The 17,432-nt window shown below is 68.5% G+C and carries 14 protein-coding genes; 6 read left to right on the top strand and 8 right to left on the bottom strand.

Features of this window, described 5'->3' with window-relative positions; all coding sequences use genetic code 11:
• The first annotated feature begins 192 nt into the window (after window positions 1-192).
• Together ACIOJD_RS22220 and ACIOJD_RS22215 are read left to right on the top strand one after the other, a co-directional pair.
• Window positions 193-1,086, top strand: coding sequence for a LysR family transcriptional regulator (locus ACIOJD_RS22220; protein WP_401916293.1), 894 nt, complete (start codon window positions 193-195; stop codon window positions 1,084-1,086).
• A gap of 52 nt (window positions 1,087-1,138) precedes the next feature.
• A complete protein-coding gene (locus tag ACIOJD_RS22215) occupies window positions 1,139-1,618 on the top strand; it encodes an NUDIX domain-containing protein (RefSeq protein WP_401882447.1) in 480 nt (159 codons plus the stop codon).
• 61 nt (window positions 1,619-1,679) lie between these two features.
• Here the strand turns inward: ACIOJD_RS22215 and ACIOJD_RS22210 are convergent, their stop codons facing one another.
• Window positions 1,680-3,578, bottom strand: a complete 1,899-nt coding sequence (locus ACIOJD_RS22210) for a globin domain-containing protein (protein WP_401916290.1) — start codon at window positions 3,576-3,578, stop codon at window positions 1,680-1,682.
• A 316-nt stretch (window positions 3,579-3,894) separates the two neighbouring features.
• Window positions 3,895-4,536: an HAD family hydrolase gene (locus tag ACIOJD_RS22205; RefSeq protein WP_401916288.1), complete on the bottom strand. Its 642-nt coding sequence runs from the start codon at window positions 4,534-4,536 to the stop codon at window positions 3,895-3,897.
• A gap of 178 nt (window positions 4,537-4,714) precedes the next feature.
• Between ACIOJD_RS22205 and ACIOJD_RS22200 the strand changes: the two genes are divergently transcribed.
• Together ACIOJD_RS22200 and ACIOJD_RS22195 are read left to right on the top strand one after the other, a co-directional pair.
• Window positions 4,715-5,638: a GNAT family N-acetyltransferase gene (locus ACIOJD_RS22200; RefSeq protein ID WP_401916286.1), complete on the top strand. Its 924-nt coding sequence runs from the start codon at window positions 4,715-4,717 to the stop codon at window positions 5,636-5,638.
• A 47-nt stretch (window positions 5,639-5,685) separates the two neighbouring features.
• Entirely contained in the window at window positions 5,686-6,138 is a 453-nt protein-coding gene (locus ACIOJD_RS22195) for a GNAT family N-acetyltransferase (protein WP_401916283.1), read from the top strand.
• A gap of 111 nt (window positions 6,139-6,249) precedes the next feature.
• Here the strand turns inward: ACIOJD_RS22195 and ACIOJD_RS22190 are convergent, their stop codons facing one another.
• The 4 genes from ACIOJD_RS22190 to ACIOJD_RS22175 all read right to left on the bottom strand — a co-directional run bounded on the left by ACIOJD_RS22190 (window position 6,250) and on the right by ACIOJD_RS22175 (window position 12,462).
• Window positions 6,250-7,632 (bottom strand): serine hydrolase domain-containing protein, encoded by a 1,383-nt coding sequence (locus tag ACIOJD_RS22190; protein WP_401916281.1) that lies wholly within the window; start codon window positions 7,630-7,632, stop codon window positions 6,250-6,252.
• A 219-nt stretch (window positions 7,633-7,851) separates the two neighbouring features.
• Window positions 7,852-11,520: a serine protease gene (locus ACIOJD_RS22185; protein WP_401916278.1), complete on the bottom strand. Its 3,669-nt coding sequence runs from the start codon at window positions 11,518-11,520 to the stop codon at window positions 7,852-7,854.
• Window positions 11,521-11,530: 10 nt separating this feature from the next.
• Window positions 11,531-11,836: a trypco2 family protein gene (locus ACIOJD_RS22180; protein ID WP_401916276.1), complete on the bottom strand. Its 306-nt coding sequence runs from the start codon at window positions 11,834-11,836 to the stop codon at window positions 11,531-11,533.
• Between the two features lie 224 nt (window positions 11,837-12,060).
• The gene (locus ACIOJD_RS22175) at window positions 12,061-12,462 is read right to left on the bottom strand and encodes a hypothetical protein (protein WP_401916273.1); all 402 of its coding nucleotides are present in this window, start codon (window positions 12,460-12,462) and stop codon (window positions 12,061-12,063) included.
• Between the two features lie 366 nt (window positions 12,463-12,828).
• Between ACIOJD_RS22175 and ACIOJD_RS22170 the strand changes: the two genes are divergently transcribed.
• Complete coding sequence (locus ACIOJD_RS22170) at window positions 12,829-13,074, top strand: hypothetical protein (RefSeq protein ID WP_401916270.1); 246 nt, start codon at window positions 12,829-12,831, stop codon at window positions 13,072-13,074.
• 523 nt (window positions 13,075-13,597) lie between these two features.
• Here ACIOJD_RS22170 and dnaB read toward each other — a convergent pair.
• Complete coding sequence (gene dnaB / locus ACIOJD_RS22165) at window positions 13,598-15,058, bottom strand: replicative DNA helicase (protein WP_401917103.1); 1,461 nt, start codon at window positions 15,056-15,058, stop codon at window positions 13,598-13,600.
• A gap of 440 nt (window positions 15,059-15,498) precedes the next feature.
• Between dnaB and ACIOJD_RS22160 the strand changes: the two genes are divergently transcribed.
• The gene (locus ACIOJD_RS22160; protein ID WP_401916268.1) at window positions 15,499-16,836 is read left to right on the top strand and encodes an MATE family efflux transporter; all 1,338 of its coding nucleotides are present in this window, start codon (window positions 15,499-15,501) and stop codon (window positions 16,834-16,836) included.
• A gap of 138 nt (window positions 16,837-16,974) precedes the next feature.
• Here the strand turns inward: ACIOJD_RS22160 and rplI are convergent, their stop codons facing one another.
• On the bottom strand, window positions 16,975-17,421 hold the full coding sequence (gene rplI / locus ACIOJD_RS22155) for a 50S ribosomal protein L9 (RefSeq protein WP_401916265.1): 447 nt from the start codon (window positions 17,419-17,421) through the stop codon (window positions 16,975-16,977).
• Window positions 17,422-17,432: the final 11 nt, after the last annotated feature.

Raw genomic sequence — 17,432 nt, 5'->3', positions numbered from 1 at the left:
ATACGGGCGGTCCGAGCCTCCCCCCTCGTGGCTCGGGCCGCCCCAGGTTCCACGCGCGGAGAACCATTTGCCCAAGGCTAGTTGACTCTGCGTCAGTGTCCAATCACAGTAGCGACAGCAACCTATCGACTTATTTATAGTTAACGGTCCGGAGTTGCCTCGAAGGCAAGGTTCGAGACGGGAGAGCGGGACGTGGACCTGGCTCTGCTGCGTACCTTCGTCACCGTGCACCGCGCCGGCTCCTTCACCCGCGCCGCGGCGCTGCTGGGCCTCTCCCAGCCCGCGGTGACCGGGCAGATCAGAACCCTCGAACGACAGCTGGGCCGCCCGCTCTTCCTGCGTCAGGCCCGTGGCGTCACCCCCACGACGATCGGCGACGAACTGGCGCACCGGGCGGCGCCCCACCTCGACGCACTGGTCGAGATCGCCGAGACCGGGCTCGACGAGGATTCCGGCGTACGGACACTCCACCTGGCCGGTCCCCCGGAGTTCACCTCCCTGCGCGCGCTTCCCGCACTCACCCCGCTCATCGCCCAGGGCCTCGCGCTGCGCGCGTCGTTCTTCGGAAACGCCGAGGAAACCCTGGAAGGGCTGGCCGCCGGACATCATGATCTGGCCATCGCGACGGCCCGGCCACGCGGCGGACTGCTGACCGCGACTCCGCTCTGCGACGAGGAACACGTGCTGATCGCGGCGCCCCGCTGGGCCGCACGGCTGGGTCACAACGTGCTGCGCGAGGGGCATGTGGTGCTGGAGCAACTCCCGGTGGTGGAAGTACACGAGTCGCTGCCGCTCGTCTCCCGCTACTGGTCGGCCGTCTTCGACTCCCGTCCGGCCGCCGCCGGGACCGTCATCGCCCCCGATCTGCGGGCCGTCCTGGAGTGCGCGACGGCGGGTGCGGGACTGGCCGTGCTGCCCCGCTATCTCTGCGAGGGGGCGCTGGAGCGCGGGGAAGTGGTCGCTCTGCTCGATCCGCCGGTGCCCCCGCTGCGCACCTACTTCCTGGTCGTACGCACCGGAACCCTCTCCCTGCCGCCGGTCGCGCGGGCGCACGAGTGGCTGCTGCGCGCTGCGGTGGACTGGTGACAGCAGGGCCGGCGGTAGTTTCAGAACCCCTGTCACGGGCGAACCTCTTCCCATGACCGAACGGCCCGTGGTCAAGCGCACCGCACGCGCCATCCTGCTCGACGGCGACGACCTGATCCTGATCAAACGCACCAAACCCGGAGTGGATCCCTACTGGCTCACTCCCGGCGGCGGCGTCGAGTCGTCGGACGCCACCGTCGTGGACGCCCTCCACCGTGAGGTGGACGAGGAACTCGGCGCCAAGATCCTCGATGTGGTGCCCTGCTTCGTCGACACCGTGGAGCACATCGCCGACGGCGGGGTGACCGGCGTGAAGGTGCAGCATTTCTTCGTCTGCCGGCTGGAGTCGATGGACGCCTCGCTGCGGCACGGCCCCGAGATCGAGGAGCCGTGCGGCGAGTACGAGATCGTCCGGGTGCCGTTCAGCCGGGTCGGGATCGCCGCCGTTCATCTCGTACCGCTGTCTCTGCGGCACTACCTGGACGGCAATATCGAGGGCGTACGCGCGATGCACGCGCCCGACCTGGGCTGACCTGGCCGGTCCGCGCCGACCGCCACCGGGCATGCCCCGAGGCGGTCCGGGACGGCCGGTTCTAGTCGGCCGCCACCAGGGCGTCGAGGGAGTCGTGACGGATTCGCTCGAGCGGGATACCAGCAGCCCTGAGCGCGTCGAGGCTGTTGCGGATCATCCCGGGGGGACCGGACAGATACGCGTCGAACTCATGCCAGGGGCCGTGGTCGCGTACTGCCTCGGGAATCTGTCCCGTCAGGCCCTGAGTGGGCCCCTCGGCGACCACCGGGCGTACCGCGAGCCAGGGATGCGCGCTCTGGAGCCGCAGCATGGTCTCGATGTCGTACAGGTCCTGGTCGCTGCGCGCGCCGTAGAAGACCTCGACCCGGCGCCTGTGTCCGTGCTCGGCGACATCTTCGACAAGCGCCTTGATCGGCGCGATGCCGGTGCCTCCGCCCAGACAGAGCAGGCCGCTGTCGGTGCTGTGGTCGACGGTCATGGAGCCGGCCGGAGGGCCGAGGCGCAGGATGTCGCCGGGGCGGGCGTGGTGAACCAGGGCATTGGAGACCCAGCCGGCCGGAACCGCCTTGACGTGGAAGGCCAGCAGGCCGTCGGGGCGGGGCGCCGAGGCGAAGGAGTAGTGACGCCAGACGCGCGGCCACCACGGTGTCTCCACGCTCGTGTACTGCCCGGCGAGGAACGAGTACGGCTGGTCCGGGCGGACGGTGACCACGGCGATGTCGGGGGTGCGCAGTTCGTGCGAGACCACCTCGGCCTGCCACCAGGCCGGGGCGTACTGCTCGTTCTCGGCCGCCGCGTCGATCATGATCTGCGAGATGGTCGTGTACGTCCTGACCCAGGCGCCCTCGGTCTCGTCGTCCCAGGTCGTGGTGGCGTAGCGGGTCAGCGCGCCGATGAGAGCCTCTCCGACGGCCGGGTAGTGCGTGGCCTGGGTGCCGTACTTACGGTGTCCGCGGCCCAGCTGGCGGAGGTAGTCGGTGAGGACGGCCGGGGAGTCCATGTGCTCGGCCGCGGTGAGCAGCGCCTTGAGGAGCCGGTCGCGCTGGGTGTCCATGGCTACGGGGAACAGGCTGCGCAGATCGGGGTGGCGGACGAAGAGCAGCGCGTAGAAGTAGGAGGTCAACTGGTCGGAGACGGGCGCGATCTCGGCCAGAGTGCGGCGGACGAGGATCGCGTCGGGGGACGCGTCGCGGTCCTCGGCGGAGGCGGCTGCGGGCGGAATGACCGCGGACGGCTGCGGGGCCGGAGACCCGGTGGCCGGGGCAGGGGCCGCAGGAGGCGGAGCCGGGGCTTCGGGGGGCAGAGCGGGAGCCGGGGCTTCAGGGGGCAGTGCGGCCGATACCGGGGCCTCCGGCGGAAGCGACGCGGCGGCTGGAGGCTGTGCGAAGCCGGGCTCCGCGGGCTCGGACCGTTCGACGCCGGGCTGCGTGGAAGCACCGGACGGTACGAACTCCGGTCGCGCGTCGGCGGACCGTACAGCGGCCTCTGCGGCAGCCTCGGGGACCGGGCGACCGGCGCCGTCCGTCATCAGGCCGGGGCCGTCGTGGACCAGCGGGTGGGGAGCCGGCCCGTCCCCGTCACGGAAGCCCTTGTTACGCGGCCGGAAGGCATCCGGGACGTCGTCCACCGGCGCCGGCTGCTGGGGGCCGCCAGGACGCGTGTCGTGCCCTTCTGAGCCCTCGTGGCGAGTCGGTACGGAACGACCCACCGGGCGTATGGAGGCGAGCGAGCGGCTCGGGACGGGTATTCGCCCCCGGTCCGGCGTGTCCGCCGGACCGTCGGTCGTCGCGGAGTCCGGCTGGGGTTCTGTGCGCCCCCCGGTGCGTGGTGCCTTGCGCGGGGCGAACCAGCCGCCCCCTCCGGTGTCGTTGGAAGAGCGGCTGGAAGTGCGGTTGCTCCCGGAAGAGTTGTTGTCCCCGGAGGTGCCGTTCTCGGCCGACGTGGTGGTCGGAGCGTCCATGGTGTGCCTCGCCTCGAACATCTTTCGGTCGGTCTACGCACTTCCGCTATCCGGAATGCGCTAGCAATTCCCCGCTCTGACTGGGACTGTTGGCAGTCCACATTAACCTCCGCCATACCCCCAATTCGGGCATGAGGCGGAGGAGTGTGACATTGTCCGCAGTCCCGGCCGTCGCAGCATGGCAGAGCACATCGCCGTATGGGACAAAGAGCGCGAAGTCCGGCCATGAGCACCGGATTTACCGTTACGCTGCATTGCTCCCGTACTCACCCACCGACTCCGACCGCGCTTTCCACAACACCCTTGGGTCAGCGTATTACCGCTGGAGGCGGACCAGTTCATAGGCCTCACGCAGATCGCCTCCCGCGTACGCGTGCGTGGCCAGCCCCGCCAGATGGTGATCCGCATTCACCGCCACCGCCCTGGGCACCATGGCGAAGAGGTCCGCGTCCGACATGGAATCACCATAGGCAACACAGTCGTCCAGACCTACCCCGAACTCTGCACACAGCCGGTTCGTGATCTTCACCTTCGCCGCCGGGTTGAGAATGCCCGTCCGGTCGATCGGCTCGGTGAAAGGCAGAACCGGCCAGCGGGAACCGTGGGCGGCATGCGCGCCCCAGTCCAGCAGTCGCGAGACAAAGAAGTCGGGCGAGAGGGAGATAACGGCACAGTAATCCCCTTGCTTCCGGATATCCGCCCAGACCTCACGGATGCCGGTGAGCCACGGCGCCCCCTTGAAGGCCGCCGATACGTGCACCGCGGTGAGTTCCGCCCACAACTCCCGGGCACGGACCGCGAACTCGTCCGCCGCCAGCCCTCTGGCCGCGAAGTCACGTTCGAGCTCGGCGATTTCGGCGCTCAGTCCCAGCTGCCGGGAGATCTCCACTGCGGCAGCGGAACCACGAATAAGCGTTCCGTCGAGGTCGAAGAGATGCAGTCTGCGTGGGCTCGCCATGTAGGCGGAGGTTAGTACGTGTGACTGATCCCCGTCGACAGAAGCTCGTCGGACGACTGAAGAGTGAGCCTTGTTTCACGTGAAACCATCGTGTTTCACGTGAAACAACCCATGCCCCGGCCATCTCCTTCCGGAAAGGAATGGACGAAGGGGCGTCAGCTCCGTCAGCCTGATCCACATGCCGACATCGCACGCCACCCTTCCCATCCGGCGCCTGACCATGGCAGACCTCACATCCTGCGCGGACCTCGCCGAGGACAGAGGCTGGGCTCGCGAGGAACGCAGGTGGCGCTTTCTGCTGACAGCCGGTCACGGATACGGCATCACAGAACCGGACGGTGAAGGGCTGGCCGCCACCTGCGTGGTCAGTTCCTACGGGCCGCTCCAGGAGCCCTCTGACCGCTCCGCCGGTTCCACCGGCTCTGGCCGCCCTGGTCCCCCGCGCGGCCAGGGCCTTGCGGCTGTCGGCATGCTGCTCGTCGCCGGGCGGCATGCCCGGCAGGGCCTCGGGCGACGACTGATGACGCATGTACTGCAGGAGGCGGGAGACACTCCGCTCGCTCTCTATGCCACGTCGTACGGCCGACCGCTCTACCAGCAACTCGGATTCACCGACGCCGGCAGCGTGGAGAGGGTACGCGGATTCTTCCGCTTCCCGGAACGTGCGCCACGGGCGACTACCCGGCCCGCGACCGCACATGACCTGGCGGCCCTGGTCCGCCTGGATACCAAGGTCCTGGGAGTGGACCGCACCCATATGATCACGCGCCTTCCCAGCTCCACAGACCGCATCAGGGTCGCGGAGGAAGGCTCCACCATCACCGGATTCGCGGCGGCCTGGTCCACTTCGGAAATGGAGGTCGTCGGCCCACTGATCGCCCGGGACACGGAGACGGCGAAAGCGCTGGTCTCCTCGCTCGCCACGTGCCCCGACCGCCCCACACGGGTGGACATCGACACACGCCACAAGGAGTTGCTGGACTGGGTGAAGGAGCACGGCCTGGAGACGGCTCTCCTCACGACGGTGATGGTCCATGGCATCCCGGATCTGCCGGGTGACCGGACCCGGAATTTCGCGCCACTGAGCCTGGCGACGGGCTGACCAGCGCACCCCCTCGAAGCCGCGACTCCCGGCGTAGTCTGCGGATCATGAGCGATCTGGAGATACGCCCCGCGGCCTCCGATGACATCCCGGCCATTGTGGCGATGCTTGCGGACGACCCGCTGGGCGCGCAAAGAGAATCCCCGGACGACCTCACTCCGTACACCGCCGCATTCGAGCGCCTGGCCCACGACCCGAACCAGCATGTGATGGTGGGCGTTCGCGAAGGCCGGGTGGTCGGCACGCTCCAGTTGACGGTCATCCCCGGGCTGTCGCGGCGCGGCGCCACCCGCTCGATCGTCGAGGCCGTACGCATCCACGCCGACGAGCGCGGTAGTGGGCTTGGAACCGCGCTCATCGAATGGGCGGTCGATGAATCCCGGCGCCAGGGTTGCCAACTGATCCAGCTGACCTCCGACGCCAGTCGTACCGACGCTCATCGCTTCTACGAACGGCTGGGCTTCACCGCCTCTCACGTGGGCTTCAAGCTGTCGCTCTGACCCGAGGATTCAGCCGTGCACCAGGTGAAGCCCGGGGCACGCCTGGCTTCTGCGGCTCGTCAGGACCAAAGACCCGGCCTCACCTGTTTCACGTGAAACATCCGGCCGGCCTCACGACGCCGAGCCGCGCCAGCCTCCCTCGTCCACACCGCCGGGCACATCCGCCTCCGGGTCGTACGGCTCACGGGTAAACACGAACGACCCGAGGTCGAGATGGTTCACCGAGCCGTCCGGTCGCCGCACCACACGCAAGGTCTCCCCCGCGTAGTAACCGTCGAGGCCTGTCCAGGTGTCATCCGGCTGGGAGACAAAGCGGGAGCCACGCCCATTGCCGCGCAGCGGGTGCAATTCCAAGCCTCGGTCCGCAGTGAGCTTCATTCCGAAGGTTTGCGTGCCCCAGTACCAGGGCCCGGTGAGGCTCAGCAGCGCCTGGTCGACCTCGGGCAGCGGACGCCACGGAGCGGGGATTCGCGGTTCGGCATCCACCACGATGTTGAGGAGTTCGGCGGCGATCACCCCGACCGGTGGCCCTGAGGTGGCGTTGGCGAGCGCCACCGCGGCCACTCCGTCCTCCACGCTCACCCACAGACTGGCGACAAAACCGGGCAGCGACCCCGCATGTCCGATCAGGATCCGGCTGCCCTGGCCGGCCAATTGCAGCCCCAGCCCGTAGCCTCCGCCCCACTGCCCGGCCTCCGGCGGCACGGACGGCGTCCGCAACTCCGCCACGGACGCGGCACTCAGCACCGTGTCGTCGCCCTCCGCGAGGAATACGCCGAAGCGGCAGAGATCAGCGGCAGTCGACCAGAGCTGGCCGGCCGGCGCCATCAGTCCGAGATCCACGGAAGGCTCGGGCAGGAGCACATCGGCCCAGGGATGCACGGCCCAGCCCTCGGCGTGTGGAGCCACAGGCGCCAGAGTCGTACGGTCCATGGACAGCGGTTCAAGAATCTCGCGCCGTAGCACCTCCCCCCAGGAACTGCCGCGGACCGCCTCGATGAGCGAACCGAGGACGGTGTAGCCGGGGTTGGAGTAGTGGTGACGCCGTCCTGCTGGGTGCAGTACGGGCCGCTCTCCGAGAACATCGGCGAGTCCCTGGCGAAGCATGCCGGGGGTCCGTTCCCACCAGGGCGCGGGGGACTCGGCGCTCAGTCCCGCGGTGTGGCCCAGGAGTTGGGAAATGGTGACCTCACCGACCCCCGTCCCCGGAAGGTGCCGCTCCAGGGGATCGTTGAGGTCGAGCAGCCCTTCGTCGCGCAGCCGCATCACCAGAACGGCGGTGAAGGTCTTGGTGATCGACCCGATGCGGTACTGCGTGTCGGCGTCCGGAGTATGCCCGTCCACAGAACTCCTGGAGCCTGACCACACCAACCGCCCCTCGCGCGCCACCGCCGCGACCAGTGACGGCGTACGTCCTTCTGCCTGTGCGCGGGCGATGTGGTGCAGCAAGGAGCGGCGCGTGCTGGGCAGCAGTTCTTCCAAGGCAGAAGTCATGGATCACATCTACCGGTGCGGCCCCTGCCGAGTCGACTTCATTTCGCGGAGCGCCGACCGACCACGCCGCAGAGCATGCCGCCGGAATCCGGATCACAGCCGGGGCTCCATGTCCGGTGCGTAGGCGGACAGTTGGGCCGTCTGCCGCCGATGTGCCGGGCCCGCCCTGCGGGATGCCCGAGAAATCGCGGTCTCTCGGATTGAGTACCGCCGCCCGGATCACTCCAGGTCTTCCCACACCCATGGATCGGCGGCACTTCCGTCCGGCTCCCGTCCAAACCTGAACCGCTCCCGATGGTCACGGATTCTGATGAACGCCTGGAAGTACCCTGTGGCGGGAAGCCGGTCGACCAGGGCGCCGGCCTGCTCATGCGCCCCGATTTCCCGCAAGGTGCTCAGCAGCCTGTCCACTCCGGCGTGCGCGACGTCGAGAGAGGCGTGGGCGGCGGCCCGGCCGGCCAGAGCGATGACCTGCTCGTGCGCCCCGACCTCGCGCAGACTGTCCAGCAACTCGACCACGCCGAACCTGTCGAGGGCGGCGTGGGCGGCGGCCCTGCCGGCCAGAGTGAAGACCTGCTCGTGCGCTCCGACCTCATGCAGACTGTCCAGCAGCACGCTCACGAGATGCGGGTTGTCGAGGGCGGCGTGGGCGGCGGCCCGACTGGCCAGAGCGATGACCTGCTCGTGCGCCCCGACCTCATGCAGGTATTTCAGCACCGAGGCCACGCCGAATGGGTTGTCGAGGGCGATGTGGGCGGCCGGGTCCCGAGCCAGCAACGCGCTGAGCTGCTCGTACGCCTCGGCCCTCCGCCAAACGTGCAGCAGATTGGACAGGACGTTCGGGTTGTCGAGGGGAACCTGGGCTGCGGCTCGGTCGGCCAGAGCGGTGGCTTGCCCGTGCTCACGCAGGCTGTTGATCAGGTCGACCACGCCCTTCTTGTCGACGGAGGCGTGGGCTGCGGCTCGGTCGGCCAGGGCGGTGGCCTGCTCGTGCTCGTGCAGGCTGTTGATCAGGCGGGTCACGTCCCATGGGTCGTCGAGGGTGACGTGGGCGGCCGGGTTGCGAGCCAGCAACGCGGCTACCTGCTCGTACGCCCCAACCTTGCGCAGACTCTCCAGCAGGCGGGCCACGCCGACTGGGTCGTCGAGGGCGATGTGGGCGGCCGGGTCGCGGGCCAGCAATGCGCCGACCTGCTCGTACGCCCGGACCTTGCGCAGCCCCTCCTGCTGCCGGGCCACAGCGGCCGCGTCATGGGGCAGCAACGCGGTAGCCTCCGCCCACGTCCCGACCTTGTGCAGACTCCCCAGCAGGCCGGCCACGCCCGATGGGTCGTTGAGGGTGACGTGGGCGGCCGGGTCGCGAGCCAGCAATGCGCCGACCTGCTCGTACGCCTTGACCTCCCGCAGCCTGCTCAGCACGCCGGCCACGGCGGTCGGGCTGTCGAGGGCCACGTGGGCGGCGACCCGGTCGGCCAGGGCAGCGGCCTGGTCGTGCGCCCCGACGTCCCGCAGGCTGAGCAGCAGCCGATCCGGGTTGTCGAGGGCGGCGCAGGCGGCCGGGTCACGGGCCAGCAACACGGGGATCTGCTCATGCGCCCCGACCTGGCGCAGACTGTCCACCAGCCGGGCCACGGCGTCCGCGTCGTCGAGGGCTGCGCGGGCGGCCGGGTCACGGGCCAGCAACACGGGGATCTGCTCGTGCGCCCCGACCTCCCACAGAGCGCGCAGCAGATGGGCCACCGCTTCCACGTCGAGGGCAACGTGAGAGGTGGCCCATTGTGCGGCGGCCACGGCGGCCGGGTTGTCGAGGGCGGCGCGGGCGGCCGCCCACGGCAGCCATTCGAAGTGCTGGTGGTCGGTGGGGTCGAGGTTGCGGACAAGGCTGGCCGCGGCGCGGGGATCGCCCTGGGTGGTGGCGTGTTTGTGGAGTTGGGCGGAATCCCGGTACAGACCGCGGTCCCAGGCGGCGTCACCGAGCGTTGCAAGGTCAGTGGGGTGGGCGTGGACAGCGGCCGCGGTCCAAAAGCCGATCGGGGGGACTCGGTCGGCACGGTGGTGGCGGCCGTGCTGTTCGAGGTAGTCGGCCAACCGGTACAGCGGCCCCTGCCCGGCACGGGTGGGATGCCCGGAAGCAGCCGTGACATGGGGGCGCTGGTTGCGGGGAGCACCCGTCTTGACAGGGGTGAGGATGCCGGGGAAGCCATTGCAGGGCTTGATGACATAGTCGAGGGCTTGTTGCAGCCAGTCGTCGTCTGCCCGGTCCCACTCGAGTTCGGTGAGGTAGGCGGGGGCGGCATTGGCCAGCCACATCAAAGGGATACGCGGCCCGGCACCGAGGCGGCGGGCGTCCATGGCAGCGTGGATCAGGGCCTTGGTCGCTGGTGGCGCCGCCCGGTAGCGGTCCAACAGGACCGGCGCCCCGGCCAGGAACTGCGTGATCTGGCCATCCAGAGCGTGTTCGACCGCTTCCTCGAGCCGGGGATCGGCGCCGGCCTTCTCGGCCAGCGCGGCAAGGTCAGGGCCCGTGAACGCGTCCGGGACGTCGATCTTGTGCCCGTCCAGCAGTTCCCGGGCGTGAGCGTGTGGGTCCGCTTCGCTGCGGGCGGTCAGGGTGTTCCAGTGGCTCGGCCACAAGGTGGCCAGCACCAGTACCGGTCCTCGTGCCGGTTCGCGCAACAGGTTTCGCAGTCCTGCGGCGACCTGTTCACCGAGTTGATCCGCTGCCAGGTAGAACTGGGCCTCGTTCAGCCAGATCACGGTGCGGGGGGCGAGGTCGGCAAGTTCGGCCAGGGCGGCGTCGGGGCGGGTGGGATCGATGGGATGCCACAGCCGCCAGGGCTCGTCCTGCTCGCGGAGCAGGTGAAGGGCCTCCCAGCAGGCACGGGTCTTACCGGTCGAGGATCTGCCCACCAGCACCGCGATCTGGCTGACACCGGAGGCGGCCCGTCCCACTATCTCCTTGAGCCGGCGGTCGTGCTCGCGCGACACGTAGGCGGGAAGTGCCGGCAGAACGGTGGCCCGGGAGTCGATCGCGTGGTGTACCTCCAGCTGGAAGGGGTCGGTCACCACCGCCAAAGGCTGCCCCGGCCCCATCGGCTCGGGTGTCGCCCGGCTCTGCTCCGCCTGAACCGCGACGGGCGTTCCGTCAATGGTCCGACGGGCCTCGGCCTGGTAGGGGTGCCGCTCCTCGTACCCGCTTTCGACCAGTCCGAACCGGGCCCGGGGAACGATGTCCGGCAGCTGTTCCGGAGCGAGTGCGCTCTCCAACAGTCCTTCCAGCACGCGCTGTTCGGTGGTTGAGAGGTTCTCGGCCCATCGGTCGGCACGCTTCACCGCAAGCCGTCCGGGTCCGTCGTCCAGGTGGTGGACCACTACGATCCCCACGATTCGCCCGGCGCTGAAGACTGCCGCGCCTGACATGCCGTTCCAGCTGCCCCTCGGTGGCGGGACATGCAGGTCGAGGGTTCCCTCGCGGCGGTTGGAGAGCACGGGACAGGTTCCGTGGACGTGCTCGGAGTCGCGGTAGCGCGAGCCGTCCTCATCCTCCCGGATCTTGAACTCCGGGAAGCCCATCGCGCTGCCCCGCAGCACGGCGTCCTGCTCGCCGACCCGCCCGTACCGAGCGGTTCCGACCCCGTCCGGCAGGCCGGGAACGGCGAGCACAGCAGCGTCGATCGTCGCATTCTCGAAAACCACCTCGGCGTCGAGCACAAGCTCGCCCGGCCGGTCCGCATCGAACCGTACCTGTACGGCCGTCGCGCCCGCGACGACGTGCGCCGCCGTGAGTACCTTCCCCGCAGCGACCAGATAGCCTGAGCCCCTGCGCCGGTCGCCTGAAGCCATCGCGACGACAACCTCGGCGACGCGGTCGGCTTGCAGCCCGACCATCGCTCAACCCTCAGCGTTCCCTGTCCATCGCGGCCCCCGAGATGTGAGCGGACATGCGGGTGCCGTCCGGGCCACGAGTGGTCGGCTGGAGAGTGATCGTGATGCGTTGCGTCTCGGACCGCGCGTACTTTCCGTCGCTGCCGGCTTCGACGACCATGAAGCGGACTCTGCCGCTACCGCCCATCTCCTTGCTGACGGCGACGTTCACCTCGACCTCGATGGGGCCGAGTTCAAACTGCAGGGGCTCGCTCGCGCCCTCTGCCGATGCTGCGGTCAACTGGGCCCGCAACTCGCGGATCATCTCGGTCAGTTCCACCACGACTCCCGCCCGCCCTACCTAGTCAGCCGAGATCCTACAAGGGGCAGCAGACCGAACCCATCGAACACACAATCCAGGTCGGGGAGCACTTGATCGACGAGGGAGCCGATTCGGTCAAGCCTGGCGTCTGTGTGCTTCTCATGGTCGTGATGAATTCCGGTCCGACCTGCAAGGCCCACTGCTCCGATGCCCCGAACCAGCGGCCGGCTACGCCGTGGACGCTACGTGTTCGACGCTTTGGGGTACTTGTCCAGTTCGCGCATCGCCTGGGCGTGGGCACTCATCCGGATACTCACACTGCCGCTCGTGAAGAGCGCCACGCCAACGACCGACACCGGCACGGACAGCCCCAGCACGGCCAGGACTTCAGGCCAGTCGCGTTCGTTCTGACACCAGTCTCCCCTTTGCAGACCGTCGTTGGCCGTACCACGTTCGGTCAACAACCGTGACTCGCACTCCGCGGGGTAACGGTCGTCGGGCTCCTCGTCGACCGTGTACGGCGTCAGCAACAACAGGGCACACCAAGCCCACTGGAGCGTCGCCACAGCCAACAGACCGATGCCCCAGGCGCGTATACGTCCGGCCCTGTCGCGGAAGTCGAGGTCGTACTCACGTGATCGCATGGCGGACGAATCTAGCAGCGGGTTCTCGCGCGCGGCGGCGCCGGCCAGGCTCCTCCCTCCTGCCAGTCCCAGAACTGCGGCCGGTCTGCCTCCACTTGGCCACCGGCTCCGCAGAGCAAGGGCTCCGGCCGGCTTGTGATAACCCCGTAACAAAGGATCTTGAGCCCTTGAAGCATCATTCGAGCGTGTGGTGAGGTTCAGGTGTCCGAAAAGATCTTGGAGCGCGACGCGGCGCTTCGCCGCGGCCGGACACGACTCCGGCCGACTGCGGGGCTGGTCCGCCAGCCGCGCTCCGCGAGTAGCGGGCCCGTGCGCCGCAGAGGCGTACACGCACCACTGCACGTATGCACGTAAAGGAGAGAGAACATGCGCAAGTTCCAGCGCGCAGCAGTCGCCGCCGCCGGCATCCTGGCCTTCTCCGGCCTGGCCATCGGAGCCGCCCAGGCCGCCGACCTCCCCTATGTTGAAACGCAGGGCGACGCCGCGACGGACTGCTTCACGAAGGAGACCCAGCGGGAGATGGACATGGGCGCGGGCCACCACGTCACGATCGTCCACTGCGAACGCGACCCCCAGAACCCGGGCAGCATGTTCGTCTTCTACCGGGGCTGAGTCACGGGGCGGGTCGCCTCCGCCCCTCTCCACCGAGGCCACGGTCTTCTTGGCTGCGCGCACATCGGAGAAACCGGACGCCGCACCCGCACCGGACGTTCCGCCGACGTGACGGACGAAGGCGGCCCCTCTACCCCCTGAACGGGGGCGGAGGGGCCGCCTTCGTGTTGCCCGGTGACGGCGATGGTCGGATGGTGGGCGACGGCCACGGCACGTACGCCGAGAGCTTGAACACCGCACTCCCTCACGGCACCGGCGCCGCGCCGGGCCACAACGGGGTCACCGATCACACGGCAGTGCCGCCGCAGATGCTGTGCGAGGCTGCGGTTCTGCCCACCCCGCTCCGGTGCCGTCGACAGCACGCTGCCGCTTGCGGCACACCCGAAGGGATCAGTCACTCAGGACTTCGCCCAAATGAGTGATGGCACGACCTGCGAGTCTCAAGACCGTGTCGTATCCGACTCTGACCCGACATCAGCCCTGAGATTCCGACATGAAATCTGAGGCCCTACAACAGCCGGGCTCAGGTCTGGGCCATGTCCACGAATCGTGAGTAGTGGCCCTGGAACGCCACCGTGATCGTCGCCGTCGGACCGTTACGGTGCTTGGCCACGATCAGGTCGGCCTCGCCCGCACGTGGTGACTCCTTCTCGTACGCGTCCTCGCGGTGCAGCAGGATCACCATGTCCGCGTCCTGCTCGATGGAGCCGGACTCACGCAGGTCGGAGACCATCGGCTTCTTGTCCGTACGCTGCTCGGGACCACGGTTCAGCTGCGACAGCGCGATGACCGGCAGCTCCAGTTCCTTGGCCAGGAGTTTGAGGTTTCGCGACATGTCCGAGACCTCCTGCTGACGGCTCTCGGCACGCTTCGAACCGCCGGACTGCATCAGCTGGAGATAGTCGATGATCACCAGCCTGAGCTCGTTCCGCTGCTTGAGACGACGGCATTTCGCGCGGATCTCCATCATCGAGAGGTTCGGCGAATCGTCGATGTAGAGCGGGGCCTGCGAGACGTCCGGCATCCGGCGGGCCAGCCGCGTCCAGTCCTCGTCCGTCATCGTGCCGGAGCGCATATGGTGCAGCGCCACCCGCGCCTCCGCCGACAACAGACGCATCGCGATCTCGTTGCGGCCCATTTCGAGGGAGAAGATCACGCTGGGCAGATTGTTCTTGATCGAGGCGGCTCGTGCGAAGTCCAGGGCGAGCGTGGACTTACCCATGGCGGGACGCGCGGCGATGACGATCATCTGGCCGGGGTGCAGGCCGTTCGTGAGGGAGTCGAAGTCCGTGAAACCGGTCGGCACACCGGTCATCTCCCCGCTGCGCGAACCGATCGCCTCGATCTCGTCGAGCGCGCCCTCCATGATGTCGCCGAGCGGCAGGTAGTCCTCACTGGTCCGCTGCTCGGTGACCGCGTAGATCTCGGCCTGGGCCGAGTTGACGATCTCGTCCACGTCCCCGTCGGCGGCATATCCCATCTGTGTGATCTTGGTGCCGGCCTCGACGAGGCGTCGCAGCACCGCCCGCTCGTGAACGATCTCCGCGTAGTACGACGCGTTGGCCGCGGTGGGCACCGACTGTACGAGGGTGTGCAGATACGAAGCCCCGCCGACACGGGTGATCTCACCACGCTTGGTCAGCTCGGCCGCCACCGTGATGGGGTCGGCCGGCTCCCCCTTGGCGTAGAGGTCGAGGATCGCCGTGAAGACGGTCTCGTGCGCGGGACGGTAGAAGTCATGCCCCTTGATGATCTCCACTACGTCGGCGATGGCGTCCTTGGACAGCAGCATGCCGCCGAGGACGGACTGTTCGGCGTCGAGGTCCTGCGGTGGCACCCGCTCGAAGCCCGAGGAACCGCCGTCCCAGGCCCCGTTCTCACGGCCGCGCTCCTGCTGGTCCTCGCGGCCCCGGCCCTCGCTACGGCGCTGTCGGGAGACCGGCAGACGGTCACTGGGACCGGCATCGGTCCAGGGGTCGTCCAACGGCTCGGGAATGCTCACCGGCCACCTCCTCACGTCCGCTCAACGGACTTCGCCGTGCCACTCTTTCTACGGCACGACACTGACAAAACGAGAGGCCTGACTCCGGTTCCGGCGCGTCGGACGCCGGTCCACGGTAGGCCCGCCGGCACCGTCAGCCAATCTGGTTATCCACAGGCCATGTGGACGACGGACCAGATGCTGTGGAGAACCCGGGCGATCCTGTGCACGGACCGGGGGACAGCACTGTGGACAAACTCATAGCGACCTCGACACACACACTCTGACCAGGTCTTTTTTCGTCCACCGACTGTGGGGGAGAAAAACTTTCCCGCCTGGACCAAGTTCAGAACAAGCGGTGCGCAGAAGAGCCTTCACCTGAGACCAAAGTAAGGATCAGTGACGCATTGCGTCACTTACCTGTGGAAGATTAGATTGAGCGCATGACACAGGCTCCCGCGGCTTCCAGAACAGGGCGGCGACGCCACGATCGCGAGATCGTCGCGCTCGCCGTTCCCGCCTTCGGCGCACTCGTCGCCGAGCCGCTCTTCGTGATGGTCGACAGCGCGATCGTCGGCCACCTCGGCACCCCGCAACTCGCCGGGCTCGGCATCGCGGCGGCCCTGCTGACCACCGCGGTGAGCATCTTCGTCTTTCTCGCTTACGCCACCACCGCGGCCGTCGCCCGTCGCGTCGGCGCGGGCGACCTCCCGGCCGCCATCCGCCAGGGCATGGACGGCATCTGGCTCGCGCTGCTGCTCGGTACCGCCGTCATCGCTGTCACGCTGCCCACGGCGCCCTGGCTCATCGGCCTGTTCGGAGCATCCGACACCGCGGCCCCGTACGCCATCACCTATCTGCGGATCTCCAGCCTCGGCATACCCGCCATGCTGGTCGTGCTGGCCGCCACCGGTGTACTGCGCGGGCTCCAGGACACCCGGACGCCGCTGTACGTCGCCGTCGGCGGGTTCGGCGCCAACGCGGTTCTCAATGTCGCCCTCGTCTACGGCGCCGGGCTCGGCATCGCCGGCTCCGCCTGGGGTACGGCCATCGCCCAGTGGGCCATGGCCGCCGTCTATCTGGTCGTCGTCGTGCGAGGAGCACGTCGGCACGGCGCGTCACTGCGTCCGGATGCCGCCGGGATACGGGCGAGCGCCCAGGCCGGCGCCCCTCTGCTGGTCCGTACACTCTCGCTGCGCGCCGTCCTGATGATCGCCACCGCGGTCGCCGCCCGGCTCGGTGACGCCGATGTCGCCGCCCACCAGATCATTCTGTCGCTCTGGAGCCTGATGGCCTTCGCACTCGACGCGATCGCCATCGCGGGACAGGCGATCATCGGCCGCTACCTCGGGGCCGGTGACACCCATGGCGCCCGGGAGGTCTGTCGGCGCATGGTGCTGTGGGGGATCGTCTCCGGTGTGTTGCTCGGCGCTCTGATCGTGCTGGCCCGTCCACTGTTCGTTCCGCTGTTCACCGGTGATCAGACGGTCCAGGACACGCTGCTCCCGGCCCTGCTGGTCGTGGCGGTCTCCCAGCCGATCGCGGGAATCGTCTACGTACTGGACGGCGTCCTGATGGGAGCAGGGGACGGTCCGTATCTCGCCGGAGCCATGCTGGCGACACTTGCGGTCTTCGCGCCGGTCGCCCTGCTCGTACCCGCGCTCGGAGGCGGGCTGACGGCCCTCTGGTGGGCGATGGGCCTGATGATGACGGTCCGCCTGCTGACGCTCTGGCTGCGCACTCGCTCCGGCCACTGGCTGGTCACGGGTGCCACTCGCTGACTGAGGCGACGAGAGCCCGGGGCGCGTTTCACGTGAAACATTCCCTGCGCCCCCTTCCCGCCTGTTTCACGTGAAACAGCGAGAGGGTCGCATCCCCTGGGGGATGCGACCCTCTCCATGCTCTGCCGAGCGCAGCGGTTACGCGGCGACGACCTCGATGCCGAGCTTCGCGGCAACCTCGGGGTGCAGACGCACGGACACCTGGTGCGAGCCCAGGGTCTTGATCGGCGAACCGAGCTCGATGCGACGCTTGTCGACCTCGGGGCCACCGGCGGTCTTGATCGCCGAAGCGAGGTCAGCCGGGGTGACGGAGCCGAAGAGGCGGCCGGCGTCGCCGGAGCGAACGGCCAGACGCACCTTCACGCCTTCGAGGCGGGCCTTGATCTCGTTGGCCTGCTCGATGGTCGCGATCTCGTGGATCTTGCGGGCGCGGCGGATCTGCGCCACGTCCTTCTCGCCACCCTTGGTCCAGCGGATCGCGAAACCACGCGGAACCAGGTAGTTGCGAGCGTAGCCGTCCTTGACGTCGACGACGTCGCCTGCGGCACCGAGGCCAGTGACCTCGTGGGTGAGGATGATCTTCATGATTCGGTCAC

Source organism: Streptomyces sp. NPDC088116, from assembly GCF_044741745.1.
Classification (GTDB): Bacteria; Actinomycetota; Actinomycetes; order Streptomycetales; family Streptomycetaceae; genus Streptomyces.
Note: the sequence above shows the minus strand (reverse complement) of the source record. Positions and strands in the feature narration are given on the sequence as shown.

Excerpts from the sequence above, each read along its gene's own strand:
- ACIOJD_RS22190 (WP_401916281.1), bottom strand. The coding sequence starts at position 7,632 with ATGACTTCTGCCTTGGAAGAACTGCTGCCCAGCACGCGCCGCTCCTTG.
- ACIOJD_RS22170 (WP_401916270.1), top strand. The coding sequence starts at position 12,829 with ATGCGCAAGTTCCAGCGCGCAGCAGTCGCCGCCGCCGGCATCCTGGCC.
- ACIOJD_RS22205 (WP_401916288.1), bottom strand. The coding sequence starts at position 4,536 with ATGGCGAGCCCACGCAGACTGCATCTCTTCGACCTCGACGGAACGCTT.
- ACIOJD_RS22160 (WP_401916268.1), top strand. The coding sequence starts at position 15,499 with ATGACACAGGCTCCCGCGGCTTCCAGAACAGGGCGGCGACGCCACGAT.
- rplI (WP_401916265.1), bottom strand. The coding sequence starts at position 17,421 with ATGAAGATCATCCTCACCCACGAGGTCACTGGCCTCGGTGCCGCAGGC.
- ACIOJD_RS22185 (WP_401916278.1), bottom strand. The coding sequence starts at position 11,520 with ATGGTCGGGCTGCAAGCCGACCGCGTCGCCGAGGTTGTCGTCGCGATG.
- ACIOJD_RS22215 (WP_401882447.1), top strand. The coding sequence starts at position 1,139 with ATGACCGAACGGCCCGTGGTCAAGCGCACCGCACGCGCCATCCTGCTC.
- ACIOJD_RS22200 (WP_401916286.1), top strand. The coding sequence starts at position 4,715 with ATGCCGACATCGCACGCCACCCTTCCCATCCGGCGCCTGACCATGGCA.
- ACIOJD_RS22210 (WP_401916290.1), bottom strand. The coding sequence starts at position 3,578 with ATGGACGCTCCGACCACCACGTCGGCCGAGAACGGCACCTCCGGGGAC.
- ACIOJD_RS22175 (WP_401916273.1), bottom strand. The coding sequence starts at position 12,462 with ATGCGATCACGTGAGTACGACCTCGACTTCCGCGACAGGGCCGGACGT.
- ACIOJD_RS22195 (WP_401916283.1), top strand. The coding sequence starts at position 5,686 with ATGAGCGATCTGGAGATACGCCCCGCGGCCTCCGATGACATCCCGGCC.